The organism is Neisseria sp. Dent CA1/247, assembly GCF_022870825.1.
Classification (GTDB): Bacteria; Pseudomonadota; Gammaproteobacteria; order Burkholderiales; family Neisseriaceae; genus Neisseria; species Neisseria zoodegmatis.
Genome location: NZ_CP091522.1, coordinates 1,977,979 through 1,991,802 on the forward strand (window position 1 = coordinate 1,977,979; position 13,824 = coordinate 1,991,802).

The 13,824-nt window shown below is 54.1% G+C and carries 15 protein-coding genes; 10 read left to right on the forward strand and 5 right to left on the reverse strand.

Features of this window, described 5'->3' with window-relative positions:
• Positions 1-2: 2 nt before the first annotated feature.
• Complete coding sequence (locus tag LVJ85_RS09720) at positions 3-881, reverse strand: DUF808 domain-containing protein (protein ID WP_244739447.1); 879 nt, start codon at positions 879-881, stop codon at positions 3-5.
• Between the two features lie 213 nt (positions 882-1,094).
• Here LVJ85_RS09720 and LVJ85_RS09725 point away from each other — a divergent pair, with 213 nt between their 5' ends.
• Positions 1,095-2,825, forward strand: coding sequence for a potassium/proton antiporter (locus tag LVJ85_RS09725; RefSeq protein WP_085363918.1), 1,731 nt, complete (start codon positions 1,095-1,097; stop codon positions 2,823-2,825).
• Positions 2,826-2,855: 30 nt separating this feature from the next.
• On the opposite strand, the gene LVJ85_RS09730 is transcribed toward LVJ85_RS09725, so the two are convergent.
• On the reverse strand, positions 2,856-3,002 hold the full coding sequence (locus LVJ85_RS09730) for a lipoprotein signal peptidase (protein WP_244739448.1): 147 nt from the start codon (positions 3,000-3,002) through the stop codon (positions 2,856-2,858).
• Positions 3,003-3,040: 38 nt separating this feature from the next.
• Between LVJ85_RS09730 and LVJ85_RS09735 the strand changes: the two genes are divergently transcribed.
• The 5 genes from LVJ85_RS09735 to LVJ85_RS09755 all read left to right on the forward strand — a co-directional run bounded on the left by LVJ85_RS09735 (position 3,041) and on the right by LVJ85_RS09755 (position 6,529).
• Positions 3,041-3,940 carry a DMT family transporter gene (locus tag LVJ85_RS09735; RefSeq protein ID WP_244739456.1) on the forward strand — a complete coding sequence of 300 codons (900 nt, stop codon included), beginning with the start codon at positions 3,041-3,043 and terminating at the stop codon, positions 3,938-3,940.
• Positions 3,941-3,962: 22 nt separating this feature from the next.
• The gene (locus LVJ85_RS09740) at positions 3,963-4,319 is read left to right on the forward strand and encodes an STAS/SEC14 domain-containing protein (protein WP_085363897.1); all 357 of its coding nucleotides are present in this window, start codon (positions 3,963-3,965) and stop codon (positions 4,317-4,319) included.
• A gap of 174 nt (positions 4,320-4,493) precedes the next feature.
• Positions 4,494-5,591 (forward strand): chorismate synthase, encoded by a 1,098-nt coding sequence (gene aroC, locus LVJ85_RS09745; protein ID WP_244739461.1) that lies wholly within the window; start codon positions 4,494-4,496, stop codon positions 5,589-5,591.
• Positions 5,592-5,641: 50 nt separating this feature from the next.
• Positions 5,642-5,815, forward strand: coding sequence for a lipoprotein signal peptidase (locus tag LVJ85_RS09750; RefSeq protein ID WP_244739463.1), 174 nt, complete (start codon positions 5,642-5,644; stop codon positions 5,813-5,815).
• A gap of 255 nt (positions 5,816-6,070) precedes the next feature.
• Positions 6,071-6,529: a ProQ/FINO family protein gene (locus LVJ85_RS09755; protein WP_244739465.1), complete on the forward strand. Its 459-nt coding sequence runs from the start codon at positions 6,071-6,073 to the stop codon at positions 6,527-6,529.
• 249 nt (positions 6,530-6,778) lie between these two features.
• Here LVJ85_RS09755 and LVJ85_RS09760 read toward each other — a convergent pair whose 3' ends face one another.
• The gene (locus LVJ85_RS09760) at positions 6,779-7,585 is read right to left on the reverse strand and encodes a DUF4198 domain-containing protein (RefSeq protein WP_244739475.1); all 807 of its coding nucleotides are present in this window, start codon (positions 7,583-7,585) and stop codon (positions 6,779-6,781) included.
• Positions 7,586-7,998: 413 nt separating this feature from the next.
• Here LVJ85_RS09760 and purN point away from each other — a divergent pair, with 413 nt between their 5' ends.
• The gene (purN, locus tag LVJ85_RS09765; protein WP_244743158.1) at positions 7,999-8,625 is read left to right on the forward strand and encodes a phosphoribosylglycinamide formyltransferase; all 627 of its coding nucleotides are present in this window, start codon (positions 7,999-8,001) and stop codon (positions 8,623-8,625) included.
• A gap of 23 nt (positions 8,626-8,648) precedes the next feature.
• Complete coding sequence (locus tag LVJ85_RS09770; RefSeq protein ID WP_244739477.1) at positions 8,649-9,311, forward strand: DUF3108 domain-containing protein; 663 nt, start codon at positions 8,649-8,651, stop codon at positions 9,309-9,311.
• 122 nt (positions 9,312-9,433) lie between these two features.
• Here the strand turns inward: LVJ85_RS09770 and kdsA are convergent, their stop codons facing one another.
• Positions 9,434-10,276, reverse strand: a complete 843-nt coding sequence (gene kdsA / locus LVJ85_RS09775; RefSeq protein WP_244739479.1) for a 3-deoxy-8-phosphooctulonate synthase — start codon at positions 10,274-10,276, stop codon at positions 9,434-9,436.
• A 59-nt stretch (positions 10,277-10,335) separates the two neighbouring features.
• Entirely contained in the window at positions 10,336-10,719 is a 384-nt protein-coding gene (gene panD / locus LVJ85_RS09780) for an aspartate 1-decarboxylase (RefSeq protein WP_244743160.1), read from the reverse strand.
• Positions 10,720-10,953: 234 nt separating this feature from the next.
• Here panD and mnmA point away from each other — a divergent pair, with 234 nt between their 5' ends.
• Both mnmA and LVJ85_RS09790 read left to right on the forward strand, forming a co-directional pair.
• Positions 10,954-12,054, forward strand: coding sequence for a tRNA 2-thiouridine(34) synthase MnmA (gene mnmA, locus LVJ85_RS09785; protein WP_244743162.1), 1,101 nt, complete (start codon positions 10,954-10,956; stop codon positions 12,052-12,054).
• Positions 12,055-12,119: 65 nt separating this feature from the next.
• On the forward strand, positions 12,120-13,790 hold the full coding sequence (locus LVJ85_RS09790) for an AMP-binding protein (protein WP_244739481.1): 1,671 nt from the start codon (positions 12,120-12,122) through the stop codon (positions 13,788-13,790).
• The last annotated feature ends 34 nt before the right edge of the window (positions 13,791-13,824 follow it).

Below are 13,824 nucleotides of genomic sequence, written 5' to 3' on the forward strand. Positions count from 1 at the left end.
ATTTAATGTGCGGCTTTTTTACCGAACATTTTCATGACCGGCAGCACCACCGCACACACCGCCGCGCCGGTCAGCAGGCCGACCAACAACGTGGCAGGGTAGCTGGCCAAGCCTTCGACCACACCGTATTTTTCAAGCAGGTGATGTACGAAGTCGATATTGTGGACAATGATGCCGCCGCCCACCAAAAACATCGCCAACATGCCGACCACGCTCAGGCCGCGCATAAACCACGGCATAAACAAGATGATGCCTTTGCCTACCGCACGGGCTAACGCATTGGTTTTATTCATCAGCCACATGCCGAAGTCGTCCATCTTCACGATGCCGGCCACCAAGCCGTACACCAGCACGGTCATGCCGATGCCGATTACAGACAGCACCAGCGATTTGGTCAGCACGCCGAAGCTGCCCACCACGCCCAGTGCAATGATGATGATTTCGGCAGACAAAATGAAATCCGTGCGGATGGCGCCTTTGATTTTGGTTTTTTCGTCCACGATTTCATCGCCGACAGCTTCATGCGCTTCGTCGCCGCTGTGTTTGTTTAGAAACTTGTGCAGTATCTTTTCCACACCTTCAAAGCAGAGAAACGCGCCGCCGATTACCAGCAAAGGCTTAATCAGCGACGGAATAAAAATAGACAACAGCAAAGCCGCCGGCACCAAAATCACTTTATTAATCAAAGAACCTTTGGCAACCGCCCATACAATCGGCAGCTCGCGGTCGGCCGACACGCCGGTAACTTGATTGGCGTTCAAAGCCAAATCGTCGCCCACCACGCCGGCGGTTTTTTTCGCGGCCATTTTCGTCATCACGGCCACGTCGTCCAACACGGAAGCAATATCATCAAGCAGAGTAAAAAGAGAGGCAAAAGCCATAGTGTTTCCTGAACAACAAGTTTGAAATAGCGCGCATTATAGCCGATTTCGGAAATTTGTTTTCAGACGGCCCGACCAATGGCATCGAGGCCGTCTGAAAAGGTATGGCCAGTGCCGACCGATCCGCCTGCTTCGTCGGGGAAAATACTGTTTTATGCTAAAATGGCAGCGTTTTACGCTATCAAACATAAGCAAAACAACGCACACACCATCATGGACGGAATCAACACTTTATTCTTAATCACGGGGCTGCTGCTCTTTCTCAGCGTGATCTCGACCACGCTCTCGGCCCGGCTGGGGCTGCCGCTGTTATTGGTATTTCTCGGCGTCGGCATGCTGGCGGGCGAAGACGGCATCGGCGGCATCGCGTTCGACAATTTCGTTACCGCCACCTTAATCGGGCAACTCGCGCTGGCCGTGATCCTGCTCGACGGCGGCCTGCGCACCAAACTCGACAGCTTCCGCATCGCTTTGAAACCGGCATCTGTGTTGGCCAGCTGGGGCGTGATTGCCACCGTAGCCTTGCTGGGCATTTTCGCCACACTTTATATGAATGTCGATTGGCGCTTGGGCATTTTGATGGCCGCCATCGTTGGCTCTACCGACGCCGGTGCGGTATTCAGCCTGCTGCGCAACAGCGGCGTGCGCCTCAACGAACGGGTGCAGGCCACGCTGGAAATCGAATCGGGCGCGAACGATCCGATGGCCATTTTCCTCGTAACGGCCTTGATTGCGCTGACGATGAATCCCGAAGAAGCGGGCGTGCTTCCATTCTTACTGCTGTTGGTGCAACAACTCGGCTTCGGCCTGCTGCTGGGCTTTATCGGCGGCAAAATTTTATCGCGGTTAACACGCCGTCTGAATTTGGCCGAAGGTCTGTATGCCTTGATGATTGTTTCAGGCGGCCTGCTGACTTTTGCGTTTACCAACCTCATCGGCGGCAGCGGATTCTTGGCGGTTTATCTGGCCGGCATTATCGTCGGCAACCGCCACAGTCACGCCACCGAGCATGTTTTGCGCGTGATGGACGGCTTAGCGTGGCTGGCACAAGCCAGTATGTTTGTGGTGCTGGGTTTGCTGGTTACGCCCACGCGCCTTCTCGAACACGGTTTGGACGCCCTCGCCATCGCCGCGTTTCTGATGCTGGTCGCCCGCCCGATTGCGGTGGCCAGCGGCATCTGGAAGTTTCACTACAATATGCGCGAAATGGCCTACATCAGCTGGGTAGGCTTGCGTGGCGCGGTGCCGATTACGCTGGCGATGATGCCGCTGGTAATGGGCGTGCCCAATGCGCGGCTGCTGTTTGACGTAGCGTTTGCGGTGGTGATTTTGTCGCTGCTGATTCAGGGAACGACCATTCCCGTGGTCGCCCGCTGGTTGAAAGTGACCGTACCGCCCAAACCCGAACCGACCGACAGCCGCGAAATCTGGCTTTCGGAAAGCGAATCGGTGCCGCTGCTGGCTTACGAAGTGGTGGCAGACTCCGACGCCGAAGGGCAGCACCCCGATGAAGTGGCCCGGGATTTGTGTATGCTTTCCACCCGCTGCTTCGCCCTCATCCGCAACGACAAACGCGAAGTGCTGACATTCGACACCCGCTTGCAAGCCGGCGATGTGGCTTGGTATATCGTGCCGCCCGAACAGGTGGACACACTCGCCAAACGCTTCTGCGAAACAGGCCAATCGGCGCTGATCAACTTAGACTTCTTCGGCGAATTTGTGGTCAACCCTTCCAGTATCGCCGGCGATTTGGCCGATGCCTACGGCTTGCGGCTGGAAGAACACGAACGCAACCTAACCTTAAGCGGCCTGTTTAAAAAACGCTTTGAAGGCAATGTACCCGTGGAAGGCGACCGCATCCACATCGGCGATTTCATCCTCACCGTTAAAGAGTTGGAACACGACGGCTCGATGAAATGGCTGGGGCTGAAATGCCCGAGTTAACCACACCCTCAAGAGGCCGTCTGAAAAATTTCAGACGGCCTGAGACCTATGCAAAACCCTCAGATGTGGATGCAGTTCAAGGCGTAGCAGCGCAGTGGGTGCAGACATATCATATAGATAGGCAAGCGAGCGAGCAGCGCACAACGCAGAAATGCGCCGCAGATGGGGGTTTTGCAAAGGTCTCGGCCTGCCCTTTTTCCCTAAACCGCACACCCATGAACGCTACCCGATCCCCATACAAAGACCCACTCGGCTCAGGCTGGGTGATTATCGCCGCCGTCTGCTTTACCTTGATGAATCTCTTGGTAAAAGGTGCTTCGCAAACATTCTCTCTCGGTACCGGCGAACTGGTTTTCTGGCGGATGGGCTTCGCCGCCCTTTTTCTCGGCATCACCGCCAAAGCACAAGGCAAAAGTTTCCGCACACCGCATTGGAAAGGGCATTTGAACCGCAGCATATCCGGCACCTTGGGGATGTTGTGCATTTTTTACGCCATCATGCACCTGCCCTTAGCCACAGGTGTAACCCTCGGCTACACCTCCTCGATTTTTCTTGCCGTTTTATCATTTATTGTTTTAAAGGAAAAAATTTCTTCCTACACGGTGGCCGTGCTGGTGTTGGGCTTCATCGGCGTAGTTGTGCTGCTTAACCCTTCCTTTCAAAGCGGGCAGGAATTCGCCGCCTTGGTCGGCCTGTGCGGCGGCCTGCTCGCCGCTTGGGCTTATCTACTCGTGCGCGAACTGTCGCTGCTCGGCGAACCGGGATGGCGGATTGTGTTTTACCTTTCTTTAGTCGGCATGGCTTTATCGAGCGTATGGGCTACCTACACCGGCTGGCATCCGTTGACTTGGCAAACCCTGCCCTACCTGACCGGCATCGGCCTTTCCGCCATGATTGCCCAACTGTGCATGACCCGCGCCTACAAAGTCGGCAACAAATTCACCGTAGCATCTCTTTCTTATTTGGCAGTTGTCTTTTCCTCGCTCGCCGGCGTATGGTTTTTAGGCGATAAAATCAGCTGGCAGGAAGTGCTGGGAATGGGTATTATTGTGGCAAGCGGTATCTTGAGCAGCCTGAATCCTGCCCGGCTGCGCAAATTCAGATTATCCAAATAACCATTCAGATAAGGAGTGCATAATGATTTCCATCCGCGAACAGGATTATGGTTTGAATGTGGCTCTCTACAACGAGTTTACAGTGGAAGACTTTTACGAATTTGAACGTGCCGCACTGGAATGCACACAAAAAATCCACCGCCCCGACATGCTGCTCGATTTAAGCATGCTCAAAGATTTCACCATTGATATGGCGATGGAACAGCTTAAATTCATGCGCGAACACGAAGACGATTTCGGCCGCATTGCCATCGTAGTGGACGACGTATGGATCAAACTGGGCACCCGCCTCTCCAGCCTGCTTACCCAACAGCACCCCAAATATTTCGACGATGCCGCTTCGGCTCAACAATGGCTGCAAGAATCACGCTCCGAATAAGCCGATAAATTCCAAACCCACAACCGCTGCGCTGCCGACAAAGCCGCAGCGGTTTTGTGTTTTACAGCAAACTCTTTCCCAAACGCATACGGCGATTCTGCCCGCCCCACTCCGTTTCAGACGGCCTTTATGCTACACTTGCCGCCTGTATCCACTTTCCCCACATAAAAAATCATGGCAGGCAATTCTTTCGGACAACTCTTCACCGTAACCACTTTCGGCGAAAGCCACGGCCCCGCATTAGGCTGCATCATCGACGGCTGCCCGCCCGGGCTTTCATTAAGCGCCGCCGACATCCAAACCGACCTCGACCGCCGCAAACCCGGTACCAGCCGCCACGTTACCCAACGGCGCGAAGCCGACGAAGTGGAAATCCTCTCCGGCGTGTTTGAAGGCCAAACCACCGGCACACCGATTGCCCTGCTCATCCGCAACACCGACCAACGCAGCAAAGACTACGGCAACATCGCCCGACAATTCCGCCCCGGCCACGCCGACTACACCTATTGGCACAAATACGGCATCCGCGACTACCGCGGCGGCGGCCGCAGCTCCGCCCGGGAAACCGCCGCCCGCGTTGCCGCCGGAGCGATTGCCAAAAAATGGCTGAAAGAAAAGTTCGGCACCGAAATCACCGCCTACGTTACCCAAGTGGGCGAAAAAGCCATCACCTTCGAAGGCTACGAACATATCGGCAACAATCCCTTTTTCGCCGCCAACCAAAGCCAAATAGCCGAGTTGGAAAACTATATGGACAGCGTGCGCAAATCGCTGGATTCCGTCGGCGCCAAACTCGCCGTCACAGCCCGCAACGTACCCGTCGGCTTGGGCGAACCCGTATTCGACCGACTGGATGCCGACATCGCCCACGCCATGATGTCGATTAACGCCGTCAAAGGCGTGGAAATCGGCGCAGGCTTCGGCTGCATTACCCAACGCGGCAGCGAACACGGCGACGAGCTGACCCCCGAAGGCTTTTTGTCCAACCACGCCGGCGGCATCTTGGGCGGCATCAGCACCGGCCAAGATATCGCCGTCAACATCGCCATCAAGCCCACCAGCAGCATCGCCACCCCGCGCCGCTCAATCGACATCGAAGGCAATCCCGTCGAACTCGCCACCCACGGCCGCCACGATCCCTGCGTCGGCCTGCGCGCCGCCCCGATTGCCGAGGCCATGCTCGCACTGGTACTGATCGACCATGCCCTGCGCCACCGCGCCCAAAATGCCGACGTGAGCGTGAACACGCCCGATATCGCCCGCCGCCGCTAAACCTGAATATACCGAGGCCGTCTGAAAACCATTCAGACGGCCTGAGACCTTTGCAAAACCCCCATCTGCGGCGCATTTCTGCGTTGTGCGCTGCCCGCTCGTTTGCCTATCTATATGATATGTCTGCACTCGCTGTGCTGCTACGCCTTGAACTGCATCCACATCTGAGGGTTTTGCAAAGGTCTCAGTCTCTCAATTCATTAAAAACAGATATAAAATCTTAGCAAAAATTTGCGCTTTATAATAAAATGCGCAAAATCTTATATTTGTGGCGAACCATCCGGAATCAGGCCTATCAAACACTTTTCAGACGGCCTGAGCTTTAGGCCATCTGAATATGGATAGTCAAATTGATTCCACACGCGGTAAAAGCCGCGCCTCATCATTTGACCGTCTCATTTAAAATTCGCCGCCCTTGAGCAAGCCGGATCATTCAGTCCGGCGTTTCAAAACACAAGCTTTACCCACAGGAAACCGACATGACGAAGGAAACCGCTTTGGGTGCTGCGCTCAAAACCGCAGTACAAACCATGAGCAAAAAGAAACAAACCGATATGATTGCCGACCACATCTACAACAAATACGATGTGTTCAAACGCTTTAAACCTTTGGCCGTCGGCATCGACCAAGATCTCGTCACCGCCCTGCCCCAATTCGACCCCGCCCTGATTGCCCGCGTGCTGGCCAACCACTGCCGCCGCCCGCGCTACCTGAAAGCCTTGGCCCGCGGCGGCAAACGCTTCGATTTGAACAACCGCTTCAAAGGCGAAGTGAGCGCCGAAGAGCAAGCCATTGCCCAACAGCATCCGGCAGTACAGCAAGCCCTCGCCGCACAAGCCGAACGCAAAGCTGCGGCAGAAGCGAAAAAAGCCGAAGCCCAGCCTGAAGTTGCTGCGGAAAACACCGAGCAAGCCGAGCCTTCTGCTTCCGCCGAATAAGCATTTTCATTGTTGTACAAACAGGCCGTCTGAATATGATTTTTCAGACGGCCTCAAACCTATCTGCGGGCGGATAGGCAATCCTTTCCTATGAGACCCGTTTGTTGTCCGCAAACTGCTTTCAGACGGCCTAAAGCTTTTGTCCGAATTTTATAAAGCGCTCAGGCCGTCTGAAAAAACCGCTTGCCGTTATATCAGCAAGCGGTTTTATTTAGGCTCTGACTTGGATTAACGATTAATCTCTATTGATTAATGCGCCTGATGGCCGATTTGGAAAGTCAACGTGGTGTAGCTGGCGAGTTTCTGACAAACTTTTTGATCAGGAAAATCGGCTTTATGCTCGACGTTCACTTTCCAAAAGCCCTGACGCAGCGGAATGATATCCACCGTACCGTCGTCTCCCGCCTTATCGTAAAACGCCTGCGCCTCTACTTTGTGCGTTTTACTGCGGTCGCTGTTATCGAAACCGTCGAAAGTGGCGGTCACAACCGCGCCCGGCAGCGGTTCGCCGTTAAACAGCACCCGCACTTTGAAGCGGTCGCCCACATGAATATTGGCAGGATTGTCGAGCGGCACGATTTCCAAACCTTGCCCCACAGGGCGGGTAATGATTTTGGTATCGGCGCTGTCGTGGCCGACATTGACTATGTTTTTGCCGTACATGCGCGTTTGTTCGCAATAATCGGCGTCGGGCATTTCTTTGATGCTGGCCTGCTTCCAACCTGCTTTGTTTTTAGACCAGAAAGTAGGCTGATATTCGGCGGTAACCAAATAGCTGCCGTCTTTCACCGGCTTTTTGCTTTGGTATTGGTAATTGTGCTCGCCTTTTTGCACCAAATCTTCTTTGCCTTTTTCAGTAACCAGCTGCATCGGTTTGCGGAAAATGTGGAGACGGTCTTTGGCAATCGGTTCCATATCGGGGAACTCGCCATACCCCAATTCCGCTTTCAAAATTTCGCCGCCGTGCGTGTGCGCGGTTTCCACCCAAACGCGGTGGGCGTGTGCCGAAGCGGTAGCCAATAATGCTGCCAAAGCCAATACGGTGTATTTGTTCATCTTTTCCTCTCTTGAATCTTGAAGTTGTCTATCATCTGATTGATACGGAATTGTTATAATATAACATTTCTCAAGAAAAAGAAAAGTTCGCCAACCGAAGCCCTGCAAAGATGTCGGGTCGTATACCGATTCAACATAAGCGCACAAAAACACCTGCATAAAGGTTTCAGGCCGTCTGAATGATGCTTTCAAACCGACCCGCCGTCTTGATACAATACGCCGCAATCCCGCCAGCCGATTGAGTGTATAAGGCATGTATTATCTTACGCCGCCTGTAACGCATTGCAGACACTTTCGTGATACAAATCAGCAGGTTGTGGCAACAATCATTAAAAAGCCGTTAAATTAAGCTAATGCCCTTGCAGCACGGCTGGTGCGGCGATATGTTAACTTTCATTCGAGGCCGTCTGAACATGAAAAACATCGTTATCCTGATTTCCGGCAGAGGCAGCAATATGCAGGCCATTGTTGAAGCTCAGATTCCCCAAGTGCGCATTGCCGCCGTTTTGAGCAACAACGAAAACGCCGCCGGTTTGGCTTGGGCGGCGGAGCGCGGCATAACCGCCGGCAGCCTGAACCACAAGCAATTTGCCGACCGCTCGGCATTCGACCGCGCAATGATGGAGAAAATCGACGCTTACCAGCCCGATTTGGTGGTTTTGGCAGGCTTTATGCGCATTCTCACGCCCGAGTTTTGCCGCCATTATGAAGGGCGTTTGATCAACATCCACCCTTCCCTGCTACCCGCCTTTACCGGCCTACACACCCACGAACGCGCCATCGAAGCAGGCTGCCGTATTGCCGGCTGCACCATTCATTTTGTTACGCCCGAGTTGGACTGCGGTCCGGTAATCGCACAAGGCGCCGTGCCGGTGTTTGACGACGACACCGCCGATACACTGGCCGCACGGGTTTTGAAAGTAGAACACCAATTATTTCCGCAGGCTGTGGCTGATTTTGCCGCAGGCCGTCTGAAAATCGACGGCAACCGCGTTATCCGCACACCTTCGGCCAAGCTCGAATCGCAGCTTTTGGCCTGATTTCCGCATAAAGAGGAACCCACATGAAAAAATTCAGTTTATCCCTGCTCGCCCTTGCCGTGAGCATTCCCGCAGCAGCGGCCGAACTGCCGCAATCTGCCGAATTGAGATATTCGGGCAGCTACGGCATCCCCGCCACCATGACTTTCAACCGCAACGGCAACAGCTACAAAATCGTTTCCCACATCAAAGTGCCGCTGTACAACATCCGCTTTGAATCCGGCGGCACCATTTCCGGCAACCGCCTGATTCCTTCCTACTATAAAGACGTGCGCGGCGGCAAAACCTACGCCGAAGCCAAATTCGGCGGCGGCAAAGTCACTTACGGCAAAGCGGGCGAACAAAAAACCGAAGCCGCTTCCGGCACCACCATGGATTTATTTACCCTCGCATGGCAGCTGGCCGCCAACGACGCCTCCCTGCCCTCCGGCCTGCGCATTACCAACGGTAAAAAAATCTACCGCGTCGGCGGCTTGAACAAAACCGGCAGCGGCCAATACAAAATCAGCGGCGGCAAAACCGAAATCAACAAATACCGCATCCAACGCGGCGACAGCACGGTTCACTATGCCTTCGCTCCGGCGTTTAACAACGTGCCCGCACAAATCACCTACACCGACGACGGCAAAACCTACGATTTGAAACTGACAAGCATCAAAATCAACGGCCAGCCCGTGAAGCCTTAATGCGCTTGCCTTAACGGTTCAGCCAAAACACGAGGCCGTCTGAAAAACAATTTTTCAGACGGCCTCATGTTTCTCTCGGCAGCGCAATTCGTTCTGCTATCAAACCAAAAGCTTAAATATTATCAGTCGATTGCCAGCACCGGAAACGATTTCACCACATCATCAACCACTTTCACGCGCACCAGAAAATCTTCCAATTTCGCCAGCGGCAGCGCGCTGGGGCCGTCGCATTTGGCTTCGTCGGGATTCGCGTGCGATTCCAAAAACAATCCCGCCAAGCGCGTTCCCATGCCTGCCAGCGCCAAATCAAGCACTTGGCTGCGGCGGCCGCCCGATGCGGCGGCACCCGATTCGCGCTGTTGCAGCGAGTGGGTTACGTCGAAAATCACCGGCAGATTGCCGCAGGTTTTCTTCATCACGCCGAAACCGAGCATATCCACCACCAAATTGTCGTAGCCGAATTGTGCGCCGCGTTCGCACAAAATCACTTGTCCGTTGCCGGCCTCTTTAAATTTTTCCACAATATTTTTCATTTGCGAAGGGCTTAAAAACTGCGGCTTCTTCACATTGATTACATTGCCGGTTTTCGCCATCGCCACCACCAAATCGGTTTGGCGTGCCAAGAATGCGGGCAGTTGGATCACGTCGCACACTTCGGCAACGGGTTGGCATTGGTACGGCTCGTGCACGTCGGTAATCACGGGTACATTAAATTCTTTTTTCACGGCGGCAAAAATTTTCATGCCTTCGTCTAGGCCGACGCCGCGGTAGGAATGGATGGAAGAACGGTTGGCCTTATCGAACGATGCTTTGAACACATACGGAATACCGAGTTTTTCGGTAACTTTAACGTAATGCTCGCAGGCTTTGAGGGTGGAATCCAAATCTTCCAGCACGTTGATGCCGCCGAACAGGGTAAACGGCAGGTCGTTGCCGACGTTGATATGCTTGATTGCTACATTCATGATATGGCCTCGCTTTGCTGTGGAGGCCGTCTGAAATTTCAGACGGCCTGAATGTTTGATTATAAAACGGTGTGCGGCGGCTCGTAATGAATGATGCCGCGGATGTTGTTTTTCTCGTTGACCAGCACGACTTTCGGCTCGTATTTGGCGGCTTCTTCGTCGGTCATCATCACATACGACATAATGATCACAATGTCGCCTTTCTGCACCAAACGCGCCGCAGCGCCGTTCAGGCAGATGACCCCGCTGCCGCGCTCGCCCGGAATGGTGTAGGTTTCGAGGCGCGCGCCGTTGTTGTTGTTGACGATTTGTACTTTTTCATTCACGCAGATGCCTGCTGCGTCGAGTAAATCCTGATCGATGGTGATGCTGCCGACGTAGTTGAGGTCGGCTTCGGTAACGGTGGCACGGTGGATTTTGCCGCCGAGCATGGTACGGAACATGATGTGTGTGTCTTTCTTATAGTAAAGCGTATGAGATACGGCTTGGGAGGCCGTCTGAAAAAAGGCGTTATTGTACACCGATTAAGCCCGCTTTTTTCAACTAATCTGCCCGCCCGTCCACACAGAAAAAGTATTCGCCCGCCCGCATCGGCAGCCTTTATCCGCCGATGGTTCATAAACCGCTTAAAAATGTTAAAATCCGCCCTTAATCCAATACCAAACCCCTACCGCAGTATGCACACACCCACCCCGCAAAACATCATCGTCGGCTTATCCGGCGGCGTTGATTCCTCCGTTACCGCGTACCTTCTCAAAGAACAAGGCCACCAAGTGCGCGGCGTTTTCATGCAAAACTGGGAAGACGACAACAACGACGAATATTGCAGCATCAAACAAGATTCACTCGATGCCATGTCGGTGGCCGACATCATCGGCATCGACATCGACATCGTCAATTTCGCCGCCCAATACAAAGACAACGTCTTCGCCTACTTCCTCAAAGAATACCAAGCAGGCCGCACGCCCAATCCCGACGTATTGTGCAACGCCGAAATCAAATTCAAATGCTTTCTCGACTACGCCGTCGAACAAGGCGCAGACGTGATCGCCACCGGCCACTACGCCCGCAAAGAAGTGCGCAACGGCGTGCACTACCTGCTCAAAGGTCTCGACAACAACAAAGACCAAAGCTACTTTTTATACCGCCTCAAACCGCACCAGCTCGAACGCGCCATCTTCCCGCTCGGCGACTTGGAAAAACCCGAAGTCCGCCGCCTCGCCGCCGCAGCCAAACTGCCGACTGCCGCCAAAAAAGACAGCACCGGCATCTGCTTTATCGGCGAACGCCCGTTCCGCGAATTCCTGCAAAAATACCTGCCCACCGACAACGGCGACATGGTTACGCCCGAAGGCAAAAAAGTAGGCGGACACGTCGGCCTGATGTTCTACACCATCGGCCAACGTAAAGGCTTGGGCATCGGCGGCGCGGGAGAACCGTGGTTTGTTGCCGGCAAAGATTTGACCCGCAACCAATTAATCGTCGTACAAGGCCACGACCACCCGCTGCTCTACACCAAGAGCCTGACCATGAACGATTTAAGCTGGACACTGCCCGAACGTCCCGCCGAAGGCCGCTACACCTGCAAAACCCGCTACCGCATGGCCGATGCGCCGTGCGAGCTGCGCTACATCGACGACGAAACCGCCGAGCTGCTGTTCGACGAACCGCAATGGGCCGTTACTCCCGGCCAATCCGCCGTACTCTACGACGGCGACGTATGCTTGGGCGGCGGCATCATTACGGCTACCGACAAACCCGTTATCATTACACAATAACAGTCAGGCCGTCTGAAAAAGCCAACCTGATTTTCAGACGGCCTCACAACAAGGAAACTCACTTTATGGAAAAAATCTGGCTCCAAAGCTACGAGCAAGGCATCCATGCCGAAATCGACACCGAACGCTACAACTCGATTATCGAAGTGTTTCAAGAAAGCGTAAGCAAACACGGCCATCTGCCCGCTTTTCAAAACATGGGCAAAACCCTCACCTACGCCGAAACCGCCAAGCTGGCCGAAAACTTCGCCTCGTTCCTGCAAAATACCCTCAAACTGCCGCGCGGCGAACGCGTCGCCATCATGATGCCCAACCTGCTGCAATACCCCATCGCCCTTTTCGGCGCATTGAAAGCAGGCATGATCGTCGTCAACACCAATCCGCTTTACACCCCGCGCGAACTCGAACACCAACTCAACGACAGCGGCGCGACCACCATCGTGGTGCTGGAAAACTTCGCCAACACGCTGGAATTGGTTTTGCCGCGTACCAAAGTGAAAAACGTGATCGTCGCCAGCGTCGGCGATATGTTCGGCTTGAAAGGCAAGCTGATGAACTTCGTGGTGCGCAAAGTCAAAAAAATGGTGCCCGAATACCGCATCGCCAACGCCATTCCTTTTCAGACGGCCTTAAAAGAAGGCGCAGCGCATCCGTTCACCCCGGTTACCCTCACCCGCGACGACACCGCCTTTCTGCAATACACCGGCGGCACCACCGGCGTGGCCAAAGGTGCCATCCTCACCCACGGCAACATCTGCGCCAATATGCAGCAAGCCGCCGAATGGATTAAAAATTTATTGGAACCCGGCAAAGAAATCGTGATTGCCGCCCTGCCGCTCTACCACATCTTGGCTTTAACCATTAACCTGATGATCTTTACCCAAGCCGGTGCCAAAATCCTGCTGATTACCAATCCGCGCGACATGAAAGGCTTCATGGGCGAATTGAAAAAAGAAAAAATCAGCGTATTCATCGGCGTAAACACCTTGTTTAACGCCATGGTCAACCGCCCCGAACTGGCCGAAATCGACTTTTCCGCCCTCAAGCTCACCCTAGCCGGCGGCATGGCCACCCAAAAACCCGTGGCCGAAAAATGGAAAAACATCACCGGCACACCGATTGTCGAAGCCTACGGCCTCACCGAAGCCAGCCCCGGCGTATGCTGCAACCCGCTCAGCATTCCGTCCTACACCGGCAGCATCGGCCTGCCCGTGCCCTCCACCGAAATCGAACTGCGTGATGCCGACGGCAAAGAAGTGCCGGTAGGACAACCCGGCGAAATGTGGGTGCGCGGCCCGCAAGTGATGAAAGGCTATTGGAACCGCCCCGAAGAAACCGCCAAAACCATCGACAGCCGCGGCTTCCTCGAAACCGGCGACATCGCCGTGGTTGACGAAAAAGGCTGGTTCAAACTGGTTGACCGCAAAAAAGACCTGATTGTCGTTTCCGGCTTCAATGTTTATCCCAACGAAATCGAAGAAGTGGTCGCCCATCACGACAAAGTGCTCGAAGTGGCCTGTATCGGCGTAGCCAGCGAAAAAACCGGCGAAGCCCTGAAACTCTTCGTAGTGAAAAAAGACCCCTCGCTCACTAAAGAAGAGCTTATCGCCTTCTGCCGCACCGAGATGACCGCCTATAAAGTGCCGAAAGACATCGAATTCCGCGACGAGTTGCCGAAATCAAACGTCGGCAAAATCCTCCGCCGCGAACTGCGCGAAGAAGCCAAAAAAGCCTAGCCGCGCTTGCCGCACAAAACAAGAAGGCCGTCTG